The sequence below is a fragment of the Bradyrhizobium sp. MI1.4 genome, assembly GCF_055811315.1.
In genome coordinates, this window is record NZ_JBVVPP010000072.1 from 1 (window position 1) to 22,459 (window position 22,459).

22 protein-coding genes and 1 tRNA gene are annotated in these 22,459 nt (G+C 65.2%); 10 read left to right on the forward strand and 13 right to left on the reverse strand.

The window, feature by feature from the left end; genetic code table 11:
• Positions 1–87 precede the first annotated feature (87 nt).
• From AC0L23_RS37065 to mnmA, 4 genes are all read right to left on the reverse strand, one after another.
• Positions 88–164 (reverse strand) — tRNA-Met (locus AC0L23_RS37065).
• Positions 165–472: 308 nt separating this feature from the next.
• Positions 473–829: a hypothetical protein gene (locus tag AC0L23_RS37070; RefSeq protein ID WP_018453893.1), complete on the reverse strand. Its 357-nt coding sequence runs from the start codon at positions 827–829 to the stop codon at positions 473–475.
• A gap of 44 nt (positions 830–873) precedes the next feature.
• The gene (locus AC0L23_RS37075) at positions 874–1,512 is read right to left on the reverse strand and encodes a class I SAM-dependent methyltransferase (protein ID WP_018453892.1); all 639 of its coding nucleotides are present in this window, start codon (positions 1,510–1,512) and stop codon (positions 874–876) included.
• A gap of 42 nt (positions 1,513–1,554) precedes the next feature.
• Positions 1,555–2,736 (reverse strand): tRNA 2-thiouridine(34) synthase MnmA, encoded by a 1,182-nt coding sequence (gene mnmA, locus AC0L23_RS37080; RefSeq protein WP_018453891.1) that lies wholly within the window; start codon positions 2,734–2,736, stop codon positions 1,555–1,557.
• Positions 2,737–3,083: 347 nt separating this feature from the next.
• Between mnmA and AC0L23_RS37085 the strand changes: the two genes are divergently transcribed.
• The 10 genes from AC0L23_RS37085 (at position 3,084) to AC0L23_RS37130 (ending at position 14,252) form a co-directional block, all read left to right on the forward strand.
• Positions 3,084–4,727: a flagellar hook-length control protein FliK gene (locus tag AC0L23_RS37085; protein ID WP_085395129.1), complete on the forward strand. Its 1,644-nt coding sequence runs from the start codon at positions 3,084–3,086 to the stop codon at positions 4,725–4,727.
• Positions 4,728–4,740: 13 nt separating this feature from the next.
• Positions 4,741–5,448: a flagellar hook assembly protein FlgD gene (locus tag AC0L23_RS37090; protein ID WP_018453889.1), complete on the forward strand. Its 708-nt coding sequence runs from the start codon at positions 4,741–4,743 to the stop codon at positions 5,446–5,448.
• A gap of 361 nt (positions 5,449–5,809) precedes the next feature.
• Positions 5,810–6,085: a CtrA inhibitor SciP gene (gene sciP / locus AC0L23_RS37095; RefSeq protein WP_002714638.1), complete on the forward strand. Its 276-nt coding sequence runs from the start codon at positions 5,810–5,812 to the stop codon at positions 6,083–6,085.
• 192 nt (positions 6,086–6,277) lie between these two features.
• A complete protein-coding gene (gene fliF, locus AC0L23_RS37100) occupies positions 6,278–7,885 on the forward strand; it encodes a flagellar basal-body MS-ring/collar protein FliF (RefSeq protein WP_085349194.1) in 1,608 nt (535 codons plus the stop codon).
• A 17-nt stretch (positions 7,886–7,902) separates the two neighbouring features.
• Positions 7,903–8,994 (forward strand): flagellar motor switch protein FliG, encoded by a 1,092-nt coding sequence (gene fliG / locus AC0L23_RS37105; protein WP_085395130.1) that lies wholly within the window; start codon positions 7,903–7,905, stop codon positions 8,992–8,994.
• Complete coding sequence (locus AC0L23_RS37110; RefSeq protein ID WP_018453885.1) at positions 8,994–9,614, forward strand: FliH/SctL family protein; 621 nt, start codon at positions 8,994–8,996, stop codon at positions 9,612–9,614. The genes fliG and AC0L23_RS37110 overlap by 1 nt, the downstream gene beginning before the upstream one ends.
• A 3-nt stretch (positions 9,615–9,617) precedes the next feature.
• The gene (fliN, locus tag AC0L23_RS37115) at positions 9,618–9,968 is read left to right on the forward strand and encodes a flagellar motor switch protein FliN (RefSeq protein ID WP_007596160.1); all 351 of its coding nucleotides are present in this window, start codon (positions 9,618–9,620) and stop codon (positions 9,966–9,968) included.
• Positions 9,969–10,012: 44 nt separating this feature from the next.
• Entirely contained in the window at positions 10,013–11,398 is a 1,386-nt protein-coding gene (gene flbD, locus AC0L23_RS37120) for a sigma-54-dependent transcriptional regulator FlbD (RefSeq protein ID WP_026232617.1), read from the forward strand.
• Between the two features lie 290 nt (positions 11,399–11,688).
• On the forward strand, positions 11,689–12,939 hold the full coding sequence (locus AC0L23_RS37125) for a vanadium-dependent haloperoxidase (RefSeq protein WP_018453883.1): 1,251 nt from the start codon (positions 11,689–11,691) through the stop codon (positions 12,937–12,939).
• Positions 12,940–13,103: 164 nt separating this feature from the next.
• Positions 13,104–14,252 carry a M20 family metallopeptidase gene (locus AC0L23_RS37130; protein WP_085395131.1) on the forward strand — a complete coding sequence of 383 codons (1,149 nt, stop codon included), beginning with the start codon at positions 13,104–13,106 and terminating at the stop codon, positions 14,250–14,252.
• Between the two features lie 60 nt (positions 14,253–14,312).
• On the opposite strand, the gene AC0L23_RS37135 is transcribed toward AC0L23_RS37130, so the two are convergent.
• From AC0L23_RS37135 to AC0L23_RS37175, 9 genes are all read right to left on the reverse strand, one after another.
• Positions 14,313–14,468 (reverse strand): hypothetical protein, encoded by a 156-nt coding sequence (locus AC0L23_RS37135; protein ID WP_007596165.1) that lies wholly within the window; start codon positions 14,466–14,468, stop codon positions 14,313–14,315.
• A gap of 98 nt (positions 14,469–14,566) precedes the next feature.
• Entirely contained in the window at positions 14,567–15,148 is a 582-nt protein-coding gene (locus AC0L23_RS37140) for a flavin reductase family protein (protein ID WP_085395132.1), read from the reverse strand.
• Positions 15,149–15,180: 32 nt separating this feature from the next.
• Positions 15,181–16,017: an ATP-binding cassette domain-containing protein gene (locus AC0L23_RS37145; RefSeq protein WP_085395133.1), complete on the reverse strand. Its 837-nt coding sequence runs from the start codon at positions 16,015–16,017 to the stop codon at positions 15,181–15,183.
• A gap of 20 nt (positions 16,018–16,037) precedes the next feature.
• Positions 16,038–16,844, reverse strand: a complete 807-nt coding sequence (gene ssuC / locus AC0L23_RS37150; protein ID WP_085359394.1) for an aliphatic sulfonate ABC transporter permease SsuC — start codon at positions 16,842–16,844, stop codon at positions 16,038–16,040.
• Positions 16,841–18,019, reverse strand: a complete 1,179-nt coding sequence (gene ssuD / locus AC0L23_RS37155; RefSeq protein WP_085349190.1) for an FMNH2-dependent alkanesulfonate monooxygenase — start codon at positions 18,017–18,019, stop codon at positions 16,841–16,843. The genes ssuC and ssuD overlap by 4 nt, the downstream gene beginning before the upstream one ends.
• On the reverse strand, positions 18,016–18,969 hold the full coding sequence (locus tag AC0L23_RS37160; protein ID WP_085359398.1) for a sulfonate ABC transporter substrate-binding protein: 954 nt from the start codon (positions 18,967–18,969) through the stop codon (positions 18,016–18,018). Before AC0L23_RS37160 ends, ssuD begins: the two co-directional genes overlap by 4 nt.
• Positions 18,970–19,007: 38 nt before the next feature.
• A complete protein-coding gene (locus AC0L23_RS37165; protein WP_473358176.1) occupies positions 19,008–19,970 on the reverse strand; it encodes a sulfonate ABC transporter substrate-binding protein in 963 nt (320 codons plus the stop codon).
• Between the two features lie 360 nt (positions 19,971–20,330).
• The gene (locus tag AC0L23_RS37170) at positions 20,331–21,497 is read right to left on the reverse strand and encodes a cytochrome P450 (protein ID WP_245329495.1); all 1,167 of its coding nucleotides are present in this window, start codon (positions 21,495–21,497) and stop codon (positions 20,331–20,333) included.
• A 78-nt stretch (positions 21,498–21,575) separates the two neighbouring features.
• Positions 21,576–22,364: a helix-turn-helix transcriptional regulator gene (locus tag AC0L23_RS37175; protein ID WP_085395136.1), complete on the reverse strand. Its 789-nt coding sequence runs from the start codon at positions 22,362–22,364 to the stop codon at positions 21,576–21,578.
• Positions 22,365–22,459 lie beyond the last annotated feature (95 nt).

Below are 22,459 nucleotides of genomic sequence, written 5' to 3' on the forward strand. Positions count from 1 at the left end.
TCTCGACAACCCGTTCGGCACGAGGCTGTCACCCATGTCTTAGGTACGTTCCGTTACCCATGTCTTCGGGCCGGACACCTGATTTTTTGGTAGCGGGAGAGGGACTCGAACCCCCGACCCCAGGATTATGATTCCCGTGCTCTAACCAGCTGAGCTACCCCGCCACAGGGTCGCGTGGGCCGAAACAAGCCGACCTCGCGAACGCGCGGCATATAAGGAAGGGGGCGGCGGGCTGTCAATCCGAGTTTGGCAAAGCTTCCACCTTCGCCAAGGCTTCCGCCTTCGCTAAAGCTTCGGCGGGACATGTCGGCGGGGGATTTGGGCCTTTTGGCGCTGAATCCGTCATGGCCGGGCTGGTCCCGGCCATCCCGGCCGGCCACAAGAACGTGGATGCCCGGGACGAGCCCGGGCATGACGACGAGATTGGGATGCGGAACAGGCTCCGCCTACGCCAAGGCTTCGGCGCGACGAGCTATTTCGGCCGCACCGTCGGGTCGCCGCCGGGGCTGCCGGGGGGCGGGATGACGGGCATGGCGCCGTTCGTGCTGGGCGCCGGGGCGTGCATCTCGGGATCGACGCCGGAGGGCGGGCAGAGCACGCCGTCCGATTTTGCCAATTTGTCGCCGAGCGGTTCCCGGGACTGGCCGGTGGTGGTGCCGTCGGCCGAGCGGTTCGGGCGGTCCTGCGGCGTGCAATTGGTCGCATGCTGCGGGGATGGCGGCGCGGTCGCTTGCGGCGGCGTCGCCGGGGCGGGCGGAGCCTGCGCGATCGCGCCGCCGGAGGCGGCGATCAGGAGGCTGGCCAGAATGATGTTTGATGTCGTGCGCATGGGAGGGAAACGCGCGGGTCAGCCCGCGTGTTCCGCACCCCCGATCACGATTTGAGGTAGCGGATCAGCGAAAAGTGGCCCATCGGCGGCATCGGGCGGCGCTCGGCCAGCGTAACGCCGCCGTGTTTTGCGGCCCAGTCGACCAGGCGCTGCCATGGAAATTCCGGGCGCCAGCCGAGGCGGCGGGCGAGCGGCGCAAACGCGAGCTCGGAGAGTTTGCGCAAACCTTTTTCGGCCCCGATGTGGTTGACCAGGATCAGCTCGCCGCCGGGCTTCAAGACGCGCATGAACTCGTCGAGCGTGCCTTCGGGATCGGGCACCGCGGTGATGACGTATTGTGCGACCACCGCGTCGAAGAAGTTTTCGGGGAAGGCGAGGTTCTTCGCGTCCATCACCGAGAGTACTTCGACATTGCTCAAGCGCATCGCGCGCACGCGCGATTGCGCCTTGCGCAGCATCGGCTCGGAGATGTCGACCCCGCAAATCTTCGTGGTGCGCGCATAGTCGGAGAGCGACAGCCCGGTGCCGACGCCGACGTCGAGGATGCGGCCGCCGATGCGATCGGCCTCGGCGATGGTCGACTGCCGGCCGGCGTCGAACACCTTGCCGAACACGAGATCATAGACCGGCGCCCAGCGGCCATAGGCCTTCTCGACCCCGGCCCGCGAGATGTCTGCTGCCATGCCCCCTGCCCTGCCTAGATTCTTATTTTGCGCATCATGCGCTTAGCCGCGGACCGCTTCTGCGAGCGGCCTCGTCGTGCTGCTTGCGGCCTTCGCGGCGGCGCTTTGAATGAAGCCGCCGCCGAGCACGCGGGCCTGGCCGCCAGGTGCGTCGTAGAACACGCAGGCCTGTCCCGGCGAAACGCCCTCTTCGCCGGCGACGAGCTCGACCTCGTAATGGCCGTTCGCGCCGCGCAGCCACGCCGGCTGGGGCGCGCGGGTCGAGCGCACGCGCACGAACATTTCGAGGCCATTGCCGATGGCGCGGTCGATGTCGCCATCGCCGATCCAGTTGACGTCGCGCAACACGATGCGGTGCATCTTCAGCGCCTCGCGCGGGCCGACGACGACGCGGCGGTTGGCGGCCTCCAGCCGCACCACGAACAGCGGCGCGGCGGCTGCGATGCCGAGGCCGCGGCGCTGGCCGATGGTGAAATTGGCGATGCCGTTGTGCCGGCCGAGCACGCGGCCGTCGAGATCGACGATGTCGCCGGGGTCCATCGCGTTCGGCCGCAGGCGGGTGATGATGTCGGTGTAGCGCCCGGTCGGCACGAAGCAGATGTCCTGGCTGTCGTGCTTGTCGGCGACGGCAAGACCGAAGCGCCGCGCCAGCTCGCGCGTCTCGGGCTTGGTCATGTCGCCGAGCGGAAAGCGCAGATAATCGAGCTGCTCCTGCGTGGTCGCGAACAGGAAGTAGCTCTGGTCGCGATCGGCGTCGGCGGCACACACCAGCGCGCGCGAGCCGTCGTCGCGGCGGCGCGAGGCAACGTAATGGCCGGTGGCAAGCGCGGTGGCGCCGAGCTCGCGCGCGGTCTTCAAGAGGTCGCGGAACTTGACCGAGCGGTTGCACTCGATGCACGGCACCGGCGTCTCGCCGAGCGCGTAGCTGTCGGCGAAATTGTCGATGACGGATTCGCGAAAGCGATCCTCGTAGTCGAGCACGTAATGGGGAATGCCGAGCTTGGCGGCGACGTCGCGGGCGTCGTGGATGTCCTGGCCGGCGCAGCAGGCGCCCTTGCGATGGGTCGCCGCACCATGGTCATAGAGCTGCAGCGTGATGCCGACAACGTCGTAGCCTTCCGCCTTCAAAAGCGCAGCCGTCGTCGATGAATCGACGCCGCCTGACATGGCAACGACGACCCTGGTATCCTCAGGACGGCCTTCGAGATCCAGACTGTTGAGCATGGGCCTTAAAGCGTTGTGGACGGCGGCGTTGGGCGATCCGCTGGGTGCTTCCGGCGGGACAAAGGCAATCCCCGGGAACCGAGAGTTCCCGAAGGGCGCGGCCTGCCCGGTCGAAAGCGGTTGAGAGCTCTCTCTTTAATATAGGCGGCCTTCCGGTGAAGCAATCACGGACCCCGCAAGGTTTACGGCAATTCTTGCCGGGGAGGCAGAAATGGCGGGGCTTTGGGAGGCTCCGCGGCGGGGCGCGAATTCGTCAACGCATTGATTTGATTGGATAAAATTCCTACCACAAGGGTGGCCCGCTCCTTGCTACCTCTCATGGCGAAGATGTTTCCAAGGGGTTGCCTGTGGTCGGTCGAACGTCAGATGTCGTGGCAAGCGTGCAAGTCCCAAGCGCGCAGCAAAAGCCTGCCCGGTCGCAAGCGCCGAAAGACACGTCCAACGACTCCTTTGGCTCGCTGGTGGACAGCAACACCCAGGCGATCAGCGACAGCGCGGCGTCCTCCGTGCAGGACTCCCCGCGCCGCACCGATTCCTCGTCCTCCGCCTCCGACAAGAGCCCGCGCGATCGCTCAGCGAGCGACCAGTCCTCGCAGAGCAAGGCCAGCGACGACGCCAACAATTCCGCGCCCGCCAAAAACGACATCAAGAACGACGCCAAGAGCGACGCCAAGAACGACTCGACGGCTGATGCGGCCAAGGCTGATAGCAAGACCAAGGACAAGCCGGAGGCGTCCGACGCCAAATCGGCCGACAAATCTGCGGACAAATCCGACGAGACCAATGCGGACAAGGCCGGCGGCATCGATGGCCTCGCCGCCGCCGTCGATACCGCCGCCGCCGCGCAAGTCGACGCGACGCAGGCCGCCGTATCCGATCCGAATGCACTCGTGGTCGCCGTGCCGGTCGATTCCAACGCGGCTGCAAACCAAGCCGCCGGCTCCGCCTCCTCGCCGCTGACGATTGCCGCCGCCGGCATCGCCGCCAGCGCATCCATCGCAGCGCAGATCGCCGGCACCAAGACCGATACCGCGACGCCGGGCGACAAGAGCGCCAAGACCGCAAGCGCCAAGGTCGATGCCGACACCTCGGCAGTGCTGGCCGATGCCGCGACCGGGACCACCGATTCGACCGCGGCCGATGCCAAGACCAATGGCGGCCTGATCGCCGCCGTCGACCAGGGCACGCCAAAAACCTCGTTCAAGGCCGCAGTCACTGCGCAAGGCGCCAGCGACGTCTCCAATATCGGCCAGGACACCGGCAAGGCCAACGCCGCGCAGACCTCGGCGACGGCAGCGTCCGCCAACGCGGCGCATCCGCACGCCGACAAGCCGCCGATCGACGCGAACGCGACCGACGCCAAGGCTGGGACTTCCGACCGCACCGCCGATGCGGCACCGGCGACGGCAGCACCGCATGCCCATGCGGGCACGCAGGCCGCTGTCTCCACCACCGACACCGGCGCGCAGGCGGCCTCGGCCGTGCAGGCGTCGCTGACCAATACGACTTCGGCCGCGACCGCATCGACCGCGACGCTCACGGCGACCGCAGCCACCAATACGGCCATTCCGATCACAGGCGTGCCGATCGAAATTGCCGCCGCCGCACGCGCGGGCAAGACCCGGTTCGACATCAGCCTCGATCCGCTCGACCTCGGCCGCATCGACGTCCGCATCAATGTCGACCGCAACGGACAGGTCACCTCGCATCTCACCGTCGAGAAGCCGGAGACGCTGCAGATGCTGCGGCAGGACGCGCCGCAATTGCAGCGCGCGCTCGACGATGCCGGCTTCAAGACCGGCAGCAACGGGCTGTCCTTCAGCCTGCGCGACCAGAATTCATCGGGCCAGAACTCCGGCCAGAACAACGACAATGGCGGCAATGCCCGCCGGCTGATCGTCAGCGACGAGGACGCAGTTCCCGCGGCCCCGGTCGGGCGCAGCTACGGCCGCATGCTCGGATCGAGCAGCGGCGTCGACATCAGAGTGTGAGGAGTATTCGATCATGACCACCACGAATGCCGCCACCGCCCCATCCGTCGTCTCGGGCACGACCGACCTGCCGAAATCCTCGTCGAACCCGAGCCTGGGCTCGACCACCGGCGCGACGCTCGCCGGCAATTTCCAGACCTTCCTGACGCTGCTGACGACGCAGCTGCAGAACCAGAACCCGCTCGATCCGCTCGACACCAACCAGTTCACCCAGCAGCTGGTGCAGTTCGCCGGGGTCGAGCAGCAGCTCAAGACCAACGACTCGCTGTCCCAGCTCGTCACCCTGCAGCAGACCACGCAGGCGACCCAGGCGCTGGGCTTCGTCGGCAAGACCGCCCTGGTCGACGGCACCACCGGGACCATGACGAATTCGTCGGCGACCTGGCATCTCAACGTGCCGAGCGACGCCACCGTCGACATCACCATCGCCAATGCCAGCGGCCAGACCGTGTTCACCGGCAAATACACCGCCGGCGCCGGCACCGACGTTCCGTTCACCTGGAACGGCCAGGGCAATGACGGCACGCAATGGCCCGACGGCAAGTACACGATCTCGGCCACGGGCAAGGATGTCGCCAACAACAATGTCGGCATCGCTGCGCAGGTGCAGGGCACGGTGTCATCCGTCGACCTGACCCAGTCGCCGCCGCTGCTGACCATCGACGGCGCCAGCTACACGCTGAGCCAGGTCAAGAGCATCATCGCGACGGCCAGCAATTAAAGGCGGAATGCCACTGGATAACGGTGTCGTCCTGGCGAAGCCAGACCCATTGCCACCGAAAGTCGCTTTGGTTCGTAACCCCGAGTCGTCGTAGCGACTCCTCCCTGGGGTAATGGGTCCTGGCTTTCGCCAGGACGACAATTGGGGTCTTGCAGCGTCGCGCGCAGGCCTCGTTCGTTAGTAAAGTATTTACGAACACCCCCTTCGGCCCGCCTGGACGCACCGTCCCGCCGGCCGAGTCGGCTGCGTTCCAGCCATTTTCAACGAGAATTGTATTGAAGCCTTAGGCTTAGCGGATTTTTAAGCCGGCGCGCGTAGGGTTCCTGAGTGAGTTCAGTGGTTGAGAGTTTGTGAGTACGCCATGACAGAACCCCATCGCCCGAGGGTAAAATACGTCATCGGGCCGGACGGTAGTCCGTTGACGATTGCGGATCTGCCTGCACCCGGCACCAAACGCTGGGTCATCCGCCGCAAGGCCGAGGTCGTCGCCGCAGTTCGTGGCGGTCTTCTCTCCCTCGAGGAGGCCTGCAGCCGTTACACGCTGACGGTTGACGAATTCCTCTCCTGGCAGTTTTCGATCGACCAGCATGGTCTGGCGGGACTTCGCACCACCCGTATCCAACAATATCGCCAGTAGGCAATCCGGAAATCTGCGGCTTTTGACGAAAATCGGCCTCGTCTTGCGAGGCCGATTTTTTTCATGCTCCCTTTTGGCGCGACTTTTGTCGCAGCTCTTAACCTTCGTTAACCATATCGAAACCATCACCTAGGCAATAATTGCCCAGTCGGCCTTTCCTGTGAAAGCAGCCGAATCTGTCGGGGCGGTTGCTTGCAAGGTCTTGCGGACTTTCTGAAGGGTATCGGAGCCGCCCGGTTCGGGGCGATGATCGCGGTCACCGCCGCGCTCGTCGGCTTTTTCGCGTTCGTCATCATGCGCGTCACCACGCCGCAGATGACGACGCTGTTCACCGACCTGAGCGTCGAGGACTCCTCGGGCATCATCAAGGACCTGGAGCGCCAGGGCATCCAGTTCGAGCTGCGCAACGAGGGCACCATCATCATGGTGCCCAAGGACAAGGTCACCCGGCTGCGGATGAAGCTCGCCGAGGGCGGCCTGCCCAAGGGCGGCGGCGTCGGCTACGAGGTGTTCGACAAGTCGGATGCGCTCGGCACCACCTCTTTCGTCCAGAACATCAACCATCTCCGCGCGCTGGAAGGCGAGCTCGCCCGCACCATCCGCGCCATCGACCGCATCCAGGCCGCCCGCGTCCATTTGGTGCTGCCCGAGCGCCCGCTGTTCTCGCGCGAGGCGCCGGAGCCGTCGGCCTCGATCGTGGTGCGGGTCCGCGGCGCGCTGGAAGCCCAGCAGATCCGCGCCATCCGCCACCTCGTCGCCTCGGCCGTGAACGGGCTGAAGCCGCAGCGGGTCTCGATCGTCGACGAGACCGGGCAGCTGCTCGCCGACGGCGCCCAGACCGATCCGGACCAGCAGATCGGCGACGAGCGCCGCACCGCCTTCGAGAAGCGGATGCGCAAGCAGGTCGAGGACATCGTCTCCTCCGTGGTGGGCACGGGACGCGCCCGGGTCCAGCTCTCCGCCGATTTCGACTTCAACAAGGTCACCCAGACCTCGGACAAGTACGATCCCGAAGGCCGCGTGCTGCGCTCGAGCCAGACCCGCGAAGAGCAGAGCATGACCGCCGACAACAACGGCCAGGTCACCGTCAACAACGAGTTGCCGGGCAACCAGCAGAACGGCGGCGTCGCGGCCAAGGACCAGAGCAAGAAGAGCGAAGAGACCAACAATTACGAGATCTCCCGCACCACCAAGACCGAAGTGACCGAGGCCGGCCGGGTTAACCGCATCTCGGTCGCGGTGCTGGTCGACGGCATCTACTCCAAGAACGAGAAGGGCGATCTGGCCTACCAGGACCGCACCAAGGAGCAGCTCGACCGCATCGCCACGCTGGTGCGCTCGGCGATCGGCTTCGACCAGAAGCGCGGCGACCAGGTCGAGGTGGTCAATCTGCGCTTTGCCGATGCCCCCTCCACCCCCCCGATCGCCGAGCCGAGCGGCTTACTCGGCATGCTCCAGTTCACCAAGGACGACGTCATGTACTTCGTCGAGCTCGGCGTGATGATGCTGCTCGGCCTGGTCGTGCTGTTCCTGGTGGTCCGGCCGCTGGTCAAGCGCATCCTGGCATCCGACGAAGTCGCAGCCGCCATCTCCGGCGCCCTCACCGGTCCGGCGAGCGACGAGGCCGCGCCTGCCAGCCAGGCGCTCTTGCCGAGCGGCGCCGCGAGCGCGATCGACGTCGCCACGGTCCAGGGCCAGGTCCATGCCCAATCCGTCCATCGCGTCGGCGAACTCGCCGAGCGCAATCCCAACGAGACCGTCGCCATCATCCGCCAATGGCTGACCGAACCCACGAAATAATCGAGAAGTGATCTGATATGGCCGCCGCCCTGCAAAACGCCAATTCCAACGACATCACCAGCGTGATCTCCACGCTCGGTCAGCGTGCGGGCAGCCGCGGAGGCGCGAAGAGCGAAGCGGTGGCGGGGCCGAAGCGCGCCGCGATCCTGATGCTGGCGCTCGGCGAGCAATATGGCGGCAAGATCTGGTCGCTGCTCGACGACGACGAGGTGCGCCAGCTCTCCCTGGAAATGTCGACGCTCGGCACTGTCGAGGTCGACACCGTGGAGGACATGCTGCTCGAATTCGTCTCGCGGATGTCGGCCTCCGGCGCGCTGATGGGCAATTTCGACGCCACCGAACGGCTGCTCCAGCAATACCTGGCCCCCGAGCGCGTCAACGGCATCATGGACGAAATCCGCGGCCCCGCCGGCCGCAACATGTGGGAGAAGCTCTCCAACGTGCAGGAAGAGGTGCTCGCCAACTATCTCAAGAACGAATATCCGCAGACCATCGCGGTGGTGCTGTCGAAGCTGAAGCCGGAACACGCCGCGCGCGTGCTCGGCATCTTCCCGGAGGACCTGGCGCTCGACGTCGTCAACCGCATGCTGAAGATGGAGGCGGTGCAGAAGGAGGTGATCGAGAGCGTGGAGAAGACGCTGCGCACCGAATTCATGTCCAATTTGTCACAGACCCGCCGACGCGACGCCCACGAGGTGATGGCGGAAATCTTCAACAATTTCGACCGCCAGACCGAAACGCGCTTCATCACCTCGCTGGAAGAGGACAACCGCGAATCGGCCGAGCGGATCAAGGCGCTGATGTTTACCTTCGACGACCTCGTGAAGCTGGATTCCGGCTCCGCCCAGACCCTGATGCGCAACGTCGACAAGGACAAGCTCGGCGTCGCGCTCAAGAGCGCCAACGAGGACGTCCGCAACTTCTTCTTCGGCAACATGTCCTCGCGTGCGGCAAAAATGCTCCAGGACGACATGGCGGCGATGGGCCCGGTCCGCCTGCGCGACGTCGACGAGGCTCAGGCGCTGCTGGTCAACCTCGCCAAGGATCTCGCCGCCAAGGGCGAGATCATGCTGACCAAGAACCGCGCCGACGACGAGCTGGTGTATTGATGGCCGCTCCGGCAAAATTCCTGTTCGACAACGACTTTGCAGCGCCCGACCGGACGCGCGAGAAGGCCGCCACCGCGGCCGAGATCGCCCAGAAGGTCGCGGAAGCCGAGGCGCGCGCCTATCAGGACGGCTTCGCCGCCGGCCAGCGCGAGGCCAAGGCCGAGAGCGACCGCCGTGTCGCGCTCGCCATGGAAGAGATCAACATCGCCATCCGCGGCATCGCTTCGGGCATCGGCAACATCGAATCCAAGATGGAAACCGAGGCGGTCGACGTCGCGGTCGCGGTGGCGCGCAAGCTGTGCGCCGATCTGGTCGCCGCCGAGCCGCTCGGCGAGATCGTCGCGCTGGTCAAGGACTGCTTCTCGCATCTGGTCGCGACGCCGCATCTCGTCGTCCGCATCAACGACGCGCTCTACGATTCCGCGCGCGAGAACATCGAGCGCCTGGCCAGGCAGAACGGCTTCGAAGGCCGGCTGGTGATTCTGGCCGAACCCGAGATTGCCACCGGCGACTGCCGGATCGAATGGGCCGATGGCGGCGTCGTGCTGGAACGCGCCGCCATCACGGCCAAGATCGACGAAATGGTGGGACGCTATGTTGCGTCCCGCAGGGGGAGTTAAGCCATGAGCGACACTGACGGACAGGTCCCGCTGCCCGATCTCAACGGCCCGATGCCGCCTACCGGCACCGACGTCGGCTACAACGAGGACGAATACGCGACGCGCGCCGCCGCCGACCTCGAGGCCGTGTTCGACGTTCCGGTGCAGGTCTCGGCCGTGCTCGGCCGCTCCAAGATGGACGTCAGCGAGCTGTTGAAGCTCGGACCCGGGACCGTGCTCGAGCTCGACCGGCGCGTCGGCGAGGCCATCGACATCTATGTCAACAACAAGCTGGTCGCCCGTGGCGAAGTCGTCCTGGTCGAGGACAAGCTCGGCGTGACCATGACCGAAATCATCAAGACTGAACGCGCCTAAAGCGACGACGCGCGGCAGCGCGACCAGACGGACAGGAGACTGATATGCGGCTTCTCATCGTTGGCACATTGAAGGGCCAGCTCACCACCGCCACCAAGATCGCGATGGCGAACGGCGCCACCGTGACCCACGCCGAGGATAACGAACAGGCAATGCGCGTGCTGCGCGGCGGCAAGGGTGCCGACCTGCTGCTGGTCGACGTCGCCCTCGACATCCGCGATCTCGTGATGCGGCTCGAGGCCGAGCACATCCACGCGCCGATCGTCGCCTGCGGCATCACCAACGACGCCCGCGCCGCGGTCGCCGCGATCCACGCCGGCGCCAAGGAATACATCCCGCTGCCGCCGGACCCGGAACTGATCGCGGCGGTGCTGGCTGCCGTCGCCAACGATTCCCGCGAGCTGGTCTATCGCGACGAGGCGATGGCCAAGGTGATAAAGCTCGCGCAGCAGATCGCGGGCTCGGACGCTTCGGTGATGATCACCGGCGAATCCGGGACAGGCAAGGAAGTGCTGGCTCGCTACGTCCACACCCGCTCGGCCCGCGCCAAGCGCCCGTTCATCTCGATCAACTGCGCCGCGATCCCCGAGCATCTGCTGGAGTCCGAGCTGTTCGGCCACGAGAAGGGTGCCTTCACCGGCGCGATCGCCCGCCGCATCGGCAAGTTCGAGGAGGCAACCGGCGGCACGCTGCTGCTCGACGAAATCTCGGAGATGGACGTCCGCCTGCAATCGAAACTGCTCCGCGCCATCCAGGAGCGCGTGATCGACCGTGTCGGCGGCACCAAGCCCGTCCCGGTGGACATCCGCATCATCGCGACCTCGAACCGCAACCTGGTGGACGCGGTGCGCGAGGGCACGTTCCGCGAGGACCTCTTGTTCCGGCTCAACGTCGTGAACCTGAAGATCCCGCCGCTGCGCGAGCGTCCCGCCGACATTCTCGAGCTCGCCCAGCACTTCGTGAAGAAATACGCCGAAGCCAATGGCGTGCCGATGCGCCCGATCTCGGCGGAAGCGCGCCGGGTGCTGTCCACCAACCGCTGGCAGGGCAACGTCCGCGAACTCGAAAACACCATGCACCGGTCAGTCCTGATGGCGCAGGGCGACGAGATCGGCGCCGATGCGATCCTCACGCCCGACGGCGACCGCCTCGACCTCGCCAAAACCGTGCCGGCCGTGGCCCATGCCACCATGGCCGCCGAGCAGGTGACGCGGGCCCTGGTTGGCCGCACCGTCGCCGACGTCGAGCGTGACCTGATCCTGGAGACGCTGAAGCACTGCCTCGGCAACCGGACCCATGCCGCCAATATCCTGGGCATCTCGATCCGTACGCTGCGCAACAAGCTCAACGAATATTCCGACGGCGGCATTCCGATCACGCCAGCGGGAACGCCGGGTGAATATCCACGCATGCCGATGGTGGGGGCGTAGGCGCTCTACGCTGACTGAGAGAAACGAATGCCCGGGCTGGTCCCGGGCATTTTTCTTTGAGAAGAACGCAAAGCAGTCACCACAATCCGTGGCTTCCGGCGAAAGTCAGGATCCATTACTCAGTGCGAACGGTAAGCCACGCCGACCCATTCGGAGCTACTCTTCCGCCGCGTGAAGCAGTTCACAATCAAACCACAACAAGATGGTTAAAGTCCTCGAGCCGCGCGACGTGATGTCGGGCAGAGCCGCATTGGTCTCGCGAAACGTCCTTTACATCGAAAGGGCATCCCATGAAGAACTCGTCGTGGACCATCTTCCGCCTCTCATTGATTGTAACGCTGCTCGCAGCGTCGGCGCCGCTTGCGCGCGCCGACGTGATCATGGATTGGAATGCAAAGGCCGACGCGATCGCCACTGAAAAGCAAATCCTTCCAGCGCCCCACAGCCGTGCCTTGTCTATGATGCACGTCGCGATGTTCGAGGCGGTCAACGCGATCGATCGCCGGTACGCGCCTTACAAGCTTGCCCTATCCGCGGATCGTTCGACGTCGCGGGAAGCTGCGGCCGCAGTTGCGGCTCACGACGTGCTGCTGTCGCTCTATCCGGACCTCAAGCCGGAGCTGGATGCGGCGCTGACGAGTTCTCTGGTGCCGATCGCCGACGGCGAGTCCAAGATCGCGGGCATCGGCCTCGGCAAGGAGGCCGCGATGCAGATCATCGCGCTTCGTGAGAACGATGGCAGCGCCGCCCTTGAAACTTACCGGCCCCTGACAACGGCGGGTGCCTACGTTCCGACGACCGTCCCGCTGTTCTCGATCGCGGGCGCGACGACGCCCTGGGTCATGACGTCCGGATCTCAGTATCGCCCCGGCCCGCCGCCGGCGCTCGGTTCAGAGCTGTGGACCCGGGACGTCAACGAAATCCGCGAGGTCGGCAGCCGAACAAGTGTGATCCGGACGCCCGAGCAAACCACGGTCGGTCGATTTTGGTTCTTTGTCGGTGCCCGCACCTACAATCCGATCGTGAGGCAGGCGGCAACGGCCAAGGGCATGGATCTCGTCGACTGCGCCCGGCTGTACGCGCTGACGTCAATTGCCGGCAACGACGCCTTCGTTGCCGTTTTCGACGCGAAGTACCACTACAATTTCTGGCGGCCGATCACGGCCATACGCAACGCCGACCTGACATCGAACGCAGCGACGCCTCGCGACGCATCCTGGCTGCCGCTGGGGGACACGCCGATGCATCCGGAATATCCCTGTGCTCACTGCATTACGTCGGCAGCGATTTCGACCGTGCTCCAGACCATCGTTGGAGATTTCGGCGAGTTCTCGGTGACCAGCCCCACGGCACCAGGCGTCACCCGCAAATGGACGCGGCTCCAGGACTATAGCGACGAAGTCTCCAACGCCCGTATCTGGGCCGGCTTTCACTATCGGTTCTCGACCGAGATCGGCAAGGAGATGGGCCGGAAGATCGGCGCGCTGACCGTCGCCACGCAGCTTCGCGGCGTGGAAGCGATGGCGGAGCCGAGGCGTTAGCCGGTTGCCACACGCTCAACTTCGTTCTGGCGAAAGCCGGGACGACGTGGAAGGCACGGTGCGTCCAATTCCGTGGACCGGCGACATGGCCGCACCGCGTTCTCCGACTAGGTCACACCGGCGCTAGGCCCTATATCCCGCGTGAGAACCACGCGAGGGTCAACATGTCTCAAGCTCAAATCACGGACTGGCTGGCGACGCAGCGGCAGGCGATGATCGACCTGCTGCGCGATGTCGTGAACATCGATTCCGGGTCGTATGACAAGGAAGGCGTCGATGCGGTCGGGGCGCGGTTCGAGCGGCATTTCGCCGAGCATGGCATTCCGTTCCGGCGCGAAAGCCATGCCACATTCGGCGATGCCATCCATGCCGAAGTGGCAAAGCCGGGCAGCAACGAGAAGCCGGTGCTGTTGATGGGGCATCGTGACACCGTGTTCGGCAAGGGCGAGGCCGGACGGCGTCCGTTCACGATCCAGGGCAGGCGCGCCTATGGTCCCGGTGTTGCCGACATGAAGTCCGGCGTCGTCATGAACATATTCGTGGCAACCGCCTTCCACAAATTCGGCGGCAACCCGCACCCGATCAAGCTGCTGATCACCTCGGACGAGGAGATCGGCTCGCCCTCCTCCCGGCCGGTGATCGAGCGCGAAGGCCGAACCGCGCGCGCCGTGTTCAATTCCGAGCCGGGCCGTCCGACCGGCAATATCGTCACGGGACGCAAGGGCGGCATCTTCATGCATTTCGCCATTATCGGCAAAGCCGCGCATTCCGGGGCCAATTTCGCCGCCGGCGTCAGCGCAATCGGCGAGCTCGCGCACAAGATCGTGCAGATCCACGCGCTGACCGATCTCGACAAGGGTATCACGCTCAATGTCGGCCTTGTTTCGGGCGGGCAGTCCGTCAACACCACGGCGCCTTACGCGGAAGGACAGATCGATCTGCGCTATGTCGATCCGGCGGACCGCGCGAGGGTGATGGCTGCGATCGAGACCATCATCGCGACACCTTACGTGCCTGGCACCAGCGCGACGCTGACGGTCAAAGGCGAGTTCGTGCCGGTGGTACAGAGCGCCGATTCAAGGGCGCTGTTCGAGAACTATCAGGCCGCCGCAAGGCAGGCCGGCCTCACCACGCTCCAGGGCGAGTTCTCCGGCGGCTGCGCCGATTCCGGCTTCACCGCCGCGGTCGGGACGCCGACCATCTGCGGGCTCGGCCCGGTCGGCGGGCTCGCGCACACGCCGGAGGAATATCTCGAGCTCGACAGCATCGTGCCGCGCGCACAGGCGCTGGCGCTGGCGATCTTGCGGGGATAGTCGCCCGCACTCCGCCGTCATGCCCGGGCTTGTCCCGGCCATGACGAATTGAGAGAGCCGTCACGAATAGCTCGGCGCATCCGGCCTGCGGAAGATCTGGATGGGGTCGCCCGGCACGATCGGATGGCCGCTGAACATCGCGTAGGCGTAGAGCGCGAGATAGGCGATCGCGAGCGCGCCGACCGCGTAGAAGGCCCAGGTCGCGACGCGTTTCATCATTGCGCTCCATTGCTGTCCCGGCGGGAGGCTCAGGCAGCGCTTCTAGAGCGATGACGGGGAAAAGGCCAGCCTGCACGGCCCGTCGCCGGCGGCGATCAAATGCCGCGGCGGACGTGGCTGGGAAGGCTGACGTCCGCAAGCCTGACGGCGTCTTCGTCCTGATCCACCGTCACATACTGACCGTGCCAATAGGCCAGCGCAGCGTTGCGGATCGAATTCCTGACGTCTCTGACACGCCCGATGATGATGCCGTGCGAATGGCGCTCGAAGATCTCCTCGACCTCGCAGTCGACGGCGGACAATGCGCCGACCAGCAGCGGAACACCCGAGACCGCGGTCACCCATCTGGCGCCCGCGAAACGATCGGCGCCCTTAAGCCCGCCCTTGCCGGCAAAGCGCTCGGCGATGTCGAGCTGATCGGCCGCGAGGATGTTCACGCCGAAAGCGCCGTGGCGGCGGATCAGCGGGAAGGAGGAGGCGTCGCGGTTGATGCTGACGATCAGCGTCGGCGGATCGACCGAGAACGAGCTGACCGAGGTGACCGTCATGCCGGTGATGTCCTTGCCCCGTCCGGCGGTGATGACGCTGACGCCGCCGGTAAGGTGGCGCATGGCGCCGCGGAAATCGGCGGAGGAGACGGCATTTTCGGTCATGAGATCGCGGGGCACTACATTCATGGCATCGTCCCCAAGTGGGGGTCCCTCTCTATTTAGGTACGATCGTCCGCCGACAAAAGGTGGCTCAGGATCGAGCCTTCGAGACCCGCGAGCTCGGCCGAGCCGCGTTGGCGGGGCCGGGCCGTGTTAACCACGACGTCGTGGGCGATCCGGCCTTCCTCGATCACCAGCACCCGGTCGGCCAGCGCGACCGCCTCGGCGACATCGTGGGTCACCAAGATCGCGGTAAAGCCCTGGTCGCGCCAAACGCGCTCCAGCAACCGCTGCATCGAGATGCGGGTCAACGCGTCCAGCGCGCCAAGTGGCTCGTCGAAGGCGAGCACGCGGGGGCGCGAGACCAGCGCGCGGGCAAGCGCTACGCGCTGCTTCTGGCCGCCCGACAAGACCGAGGGCCACTGGTCGCGCTTGTCGGTCAGTCCGACTTCGGTCAACGCCTTATCGGCGCGTGTATGCGCATCACTGGATGAACGATCGCGGCCGAGGCCGACCTCGACATTGGAGAGAACGCGGGCCCAGGGCAACAGCCGAGGCTCCTGGAACATCACGCGAATATCCTCGGGGTTCACCGCGTCGCCGAGCGAGATGCTGCCGGCGTCGAACTTCTCCAGGCCGGCGATGAGGCGAAGCAGCGTGCTCTTGCCGCAGCCGCTCTTGCCCACGATGGCGACGAACTGGCCGGCGGGGATGTGAAGGTCGATGCCGCGCAGCACCTCGTTGTCGCCGTAGGATTTGCGCAGGCCGCGGATGCTGAGCGGCAGGCCGCTCGTTTGCACTGGGCGCTCCTCGCGCACGACGCGGGCGTGAGGCGCGAAATGGGAACGGCTGGCGAGTTCGGTGTCCGGAAGGGAGGTACGAAGGGCTGTCTGCATGTGATTCCCAGTATGTCTGCTCAGCGTTTCCAATAAGCGGGGTGCCAGGAGAGCGTCAGGCGCTCCAGCACGCGGGAGGCGCTGTCGGCGAGCTTGCCGAGCAGCGCGTAGATCAGGATCGAGAGCACCACGACGTCGATCAGCATGAACTCGCGCGCCTGCATCGCCATGTAGCCGAGGCCCGAGGACGCCGCGATGGTCTCGGCGACGATCAGGGTCAGCCACATGATGCCGAGCGCGAAGCGGATGCCGACGAAGATCGAGGGCAGCGCGCCCGGGAAGATCACCCGGCGAAACAGCTCGCCGTCGCTCATGCCGTAGATGCGGCCCATCTCGATCAGCTGGGGATCGACGGTGCGGATGCCGTGCAGCGTATTGAGGTAGATCGGGAAGAACACGCCGAGCGCCACCAGGAACAGCTTCGCGCTCTCGTCGATGCCGAACCACAGGATGACCAGCGGGATCAGCGCCAGATGCGGCACGTTGCGCACCATCTGCAGCGTGGTGTCGGTGAGCTTTGACGACAGCTGCGACAGGCCATTGGCGAGGCCGAAGGCAAAGCCGATGCTGCCGCCGATCAGGAAGCCGATCGAGGCGCGCCAGAACGAGACCCAGATGTTGCGAACGAGCTCGCCGGAGAGCAGCAGCTTCCAGCCCGCAAGCAACACGTCGCTCGGCGCCGGCAGCACCCGCGTCGGCACGAAGCCGGTGACGCCGGCGACCTGCCAGATCGCGATGATGGCTAGCGGCACGATCCACTGGATCAGGCCGTCCACGCGCGGCAGCCGCAAACCGCGCGGGAGCGAAACGTTGTCGATCAGGCTCATGATTGCGATACCTGCTGCTGCGGACGATAATCGCTGCCGACCGTTTCACCAAAAGGACCACCGTTGAAGTGAAGCCTGGTCACGTTGCTGGGCTGCTCCAGCGAGAGCAGCGGGAACACCAGCTCGGCGAAACGATAGGCTTCCTCCAGATGCGGGTAGCCCGACATGATGAAGGTATCGATGCCAATGTCCTGATACTCCTTGATACGGGCCGCGACCGTCTGGGCGTCGCCGACCAGCGCCGTGCCGGCGCCACCGCGCACGAGGCCGACACCGGCCCATAGGTTCGGAGCGATCTCGAGCTTGTCGCGCTTGCCGCCGTGAAGCTGCGCCATGCGCTGCTGGCCAACCGAATCCATCCGCTCAAAGTTCTTCTGCGCGGTCGCGATGGTCTCGTCGCTGACATGTTTGATCAGCTCATTGGCCGCTCGCCAAGCCGCGTCATTGGTCTCGCGGACAATCACGTGGAGCCGGATGCCGAAGGATAGTTTTCGACCGCGAGCTGCTGCGACCTCCCTCACCCTCGCGATCTTCTCGGCTACCAAGGCCGGCGGTTCGCCCCAGGTCAGATATTTGTCGACGGTGTCGACGGCGACGTCGATGCCGGCATCCGACGAGCCGCCGAAATAGAGCGGCGGACGCGGCGACTGCACCGGAGGAAACAGCAGCTTTCCGCCTTCGACATGGATGTGCTTGCCCTCGACATTGACGGTCTTGCCGGCGAGCAGCTCGCTATAGACGCTGAGGAACTCGCGGGTAACCTCGTAGCGCTCGTCATGGGCGAGGAAGATGCCGTCGCCCTTGTTCTCGACGGGATCGCCGCCGGTGACGACGTTGACCAGAAGCCGGCCGTTGGTGATGCGGTCGAGCGTCGCGGTCATGCGCGCGGCCACGCTCGGCGATTGCAGGCCGGGCCTGACCGCCACGAGATAGCGCAGCCGCTCGGTGAACGGCGCGACCGAGGACGCCACGATCCAGGAATCCTCGCAAGACCGCCCGGTCGGCAGCAGCACGCCGAAATAGCCGAGCTGGTCGGCGGCCTGCGCGATCTGGCGTAGATAGTTGAAATTGACCTCGCGGCCGCCGATGCCGGTGCCGAGATAGCGGCCGTCGCCGTGGGTCGGCAGGAACCAGAGGATGTTGGCGTTCGTTTGCTTGCTCATTTGCTTGCTCATGATCCTGGCTTCCGCGCCACGTCGGAAATCTTGATGGATTTGGGGATCAGGTTGAGCGCGAAGAACGCGTCCGCGACCTGCTGCTGATCGGCGATGACGGCATCGGTCAGCGGCTTGATGCCGTAGGATTGCCGCTTCAGCGCGACCTCGACCACCGGGACTGACAGGCCGATCGAGGGCGCCAGCTGCTCGGCAACCGCGTGGATATCGCCCTTGGCCCAATCGTCGACCGCGCTCAGCTCGGCCAGCACGGCGTCGACAATCCTCGGATTGGCTTCGAGGAATTTCTTCGAGGAAAAATAGAACTGGTAGTTGGCGACGATGCCGGTGCCGTCGGTAAGCGTGCGGGCGCTGGTGGCGGCTTCCGCGGCGGCCTGGAACGGATCCCAGATCACCCATGCATCGACTGCGCCGCGCTCGAAGGCGGCGCGCGCATCGGCCGGCGCCAGAAACACAGGCTCGATCTCGGAATATTTGACGCCGGCTTTCTCCAGCGCCTTGACCAGGAGGTAGTGGACATTGGAGCCCTTGTTGAGCGCGACCTTCTTGCCCTTGAGATCGGCGATGGATTTCAGCGGGCTGTCTTTTGGCACCAGGATCGCCTCGCCCTTCGGCGCCGGCGGCTCGTAGGCGACATACTGGATCGGCGCGCCGGCGGCTTGCGCGAAGATCGGCGGGGCTTCGCCGGTGTTGCCGAAATCGATCGCGCCGATATTGAGCGCCTCGAGAAGCGGCGGGCCGGAGGGGAATTCGGTCCACACCACCTTGTAGCCGTCGGCAGCTAACTTCGGCTCCAGCGTGCCCTTGCTCTTGAGCAGCACCAGCTTGCCGTATTTCTGGTAGCCGATGCGGACGACCTTGTCCTGTCCGTAGGAGGTGCCGACCGCGGCGGCGACGATGCCGATCGACAGCACGATGGCCGCGATCAGACGCTGGATGATACGCCTCATGTTCAAACCCTTTGAGATGGGGAGATTGGTTGGCACGATCAGGCTGCCGGGTTGCGCCAGACGATGTCGCGGATCACGATCGGCTTCGGGATCAGGCCGAGCTTGTGGAAGCGGTCGGCGACGCCCTGCTGGGTCGTGACGATGTCGTCGGTGACCGGGCCGACCACGAAATTCGCGCGATTGGCGGCGAGGGTCTGGATGTCCAGCGGGACGCCGGTGATCGCGGCGAGCGATTTGGCGACCGCGTCGCGGTGCTGCTCGGCCCATTGACCGGCGGCGGTTGTCACATCGATGATCTGTTGCAGGATGGCGCCGTGATTCCTGGCGAAATCGCGGTTGGCGATGAAGAAGGAATTGGTCTTGGTGACGTCGCGCGCATTGATCAGGATGCGGCCGCCCTGCTTGGTCTCGCCGATCGCGAAGTAAGGATCCCAGATCGCCCACGCCTCGATGCTGCCATTGGCAAAGGCAGGCCCGGCATCCGGCGGCGTCAGATAGACCGGCGTGATATCGGCATAGGTCAGGCCGGCTTTCTCGAGCGTCTGCACCACGATGTTGTGGGCGCTGGAGCCCTTGGTGAAGCCGACGCGCTTGCCTTTCAAGTCGGCGATGCCGCGGATCGGCGAATCCTTCGGCACCAGGATGCCCTGCCCGTTGGTGATGGGCTGGCCGGCGGCATAGACGATCGCCGCGCCCGCGGCCTGGGCGAACACCGGCGGGGAGTCGCCGACCGCGCCGAAATCGATGCTACCGACATTCATTGCCTCCATCATCGGAGGCCCCGACGAGAACTCGACCCATTTCACGTCGATGCCCAGGGGCGCGAAATGCTTTTCCAGGGCGGCCTGCTGACGCGTGATAACCAGCACGCCGGTCTTCTGGTAGCCGACACGAATTTCCTTCACCGCGCCTTGTGACGTTGCTTGCGCGTTGGCGTGCGAAACGAATGCGGCGGCTGCCGCAGTTCCAAGGGATAGTTTGAGAAAATCCCGACGTTGCATCCGACACTCCCGGCCGCGTGCGGCCGTCCTTCATTCGTGCTCGGGAATGATGGGGCGGCTTATCGGCGGTGTCGAGACGCGCGGAAAAATAGCGATGCATGCACTGCGCACCTGGCGGAGCGCATGATTAATCTTTCGATCCACGGAGCGAACGCAGGGGATATTTTTCCGCACGCGAATGTGAAAAACGCACGCAACCGAGCCGAGAAATTAAAAATCGCGAAAACAACCCCATGCACAGTAGCCGGGGCGCGCGAAAACAATGACTTACGCTTATCCGAAATTGACCTTGACTCGTCGGGCAAAACAGGAGCAGGATGGCATCGTGGCGGCGTTGCGGATGGACCGGTCCCTGCCGGCCTAATGCAGCCATCTCACCGGTAGATTCTGCAGCCCGCGAAAGGCCCATCCGCCGATCCGTACCGGCTCGTCGTCGGCGATCTCGAGCCGGCCGGCACGGGCGAACAAGGTCGGCAGTGCGACGTCGGCAATCATGGCGCGGGAGGCCCAGGCGCCGGCACAGAAATGCGGACCGGCGCCGAACGCGACGCTCTTGGCCGTATCACGCCGCACGTCGAACTGGTCGGCGCGTTCAAAGTGCTTCTCGTCGCGATTGGCGGAGCCGAACATGAGGAATACGCGTTCATCGGTTTCGAAGGCGACGTCGCGGATCGACCACGGCTTTGCGATGCGCCGCGGCGACATGCCGATCGGCGAGATCCAGCGGGCATATTCCTCGAAGGCCTGGAGCCACGTCACGTCGCCCTTGCGCACGAGATCGAGCTGGTCGGGATGGGTCAGCAGCGCCCACACCGTGCCGGCGATCGCCTTGCGCGGCTCGTTCTGGCCGCCGGAGATCGCGAGCTTGACGTTGGCGCGCACGCTCTCCATCGCCATGCCGGACGCGAGGAGCACGCCGAGGATACTCTGGTCGGGATGCTTGCGCATCACCGGCAGGATGTCGTCGATCGCGGCATCGATGCCCGACGTCGCCGCATGGCAACGCGCCTCGACGGCCGCGTCGCCGCTGTAATTGGCGATGCCCTCGATCATGCCCTGTGACCAGGCGTCCATGTCGGCAAAGCAGATATTGGTGAGGCCGGTGATCGACTTCAGGCATTCGCCTGAGAACGGCAACGCGAAGTCGCGCATGAAATCGATTCGCCCGGGCGCGATCGCGTCGATGATGCGATCCGCATGGGCCTGGAACAGCGCGGTCCAGTGCGCCTTCACCGTCTTCGGCGACACGGTCGGAAACATCGCACGGCGCTCGACCTGGTGCGCCTCGCCGTCCTTGCGCATCATGTTGTGGCCCATCAGCCGGTTCATCAGACCCGCGGGCTGGTGCGAGGAGAACACGTCGATCTGCTTCTCGGAGATCGAGATATCGTCGCGGCTCGTCAGCAGCGTCGAGCCGAGCTGAGGTACGAAGGCGATCGGCGCCTCCTTGCGCATCTTGGCGAGCATCGGATAGGGATCGGCCCAGAATGCGGCTGGGTCGATGTCGATGCGCGGCGCCGTGCTCAAGCTTCGCTCCATTGCTGGTTAGCCGCCAAGGCTAGCGGCTTCACGAGGCGCCGTCTGTCCCCAGCGATTGGGACAGCTTCAGTTCAGGCTGCGCGGGCCGGCGAGCAGGCGCAGCACGATCGCAAACAGCTCGCTTTGTGACGAGATGCCGAGCCGCTCATAGGCGCGCTTGCGGTACGTCAGCGTCGAATGCAGGCTGATGCCGAGTGCCTGCGAGATCGCCTCGGAGCTGAAGCCGGAGAGGATGCGCCGGCAAACGTCCTGCTCGCGCGGGGTGAGGCTGGCGAGGGGCGCGCGCGTCGCGAATAGCGCGGCGACAGACTGCTCGGTCGTCGCTGCCGAGCCGTGCTGGAAATGGCGTGCCACGCTCGCACTGATGGCCGGTGCGATGGCCTCAAGCCGCGCACGCTGGGCATCGCTGAAGCGGCCCTGGACAGCGATGCGATAGAAATTGACGTAGAAACAGGTGTCATCGACCCAGATCGCGGTCGCGCATTTGTCGACGATGCCGGAATCCACAAAGAACATTTTTCGGTAGCGGGCGCCGTACATGCGCGGCGCGAAGGCGGGCAGCACGAGCGTGGCGCGGCCCTCACCTTCGAACAGCGCATCGCGGTTGGGATCGGATTGGTGGAACTGGCCGGCATAGGCAGCGCCGAGATCGCCGCCGATCGGGATGTTGCCGGCATCGAGCAGGCAGTGTGCGGCGCCCGCGCGGCTCAGCGCGAACACCATGCAATGCCCGACCCCGGCCTGCCGACGCAGTGTATCGATCAGGACATCAGGAAAATCCGGACGACCGATGGCAAGCACCGCGGGTGTGACATCGCCAGCCGCCGGCTTTGCGGGCGTCCCGTGAGGGCGCATCGTTTTCTCCCCATCGCCTTTTGACGAAATTTATCAGCAATGGCCGCGCAGCGGAAGGCGGGTGTCGCCCGATATCTCCTGCCACGTCGCCGAGC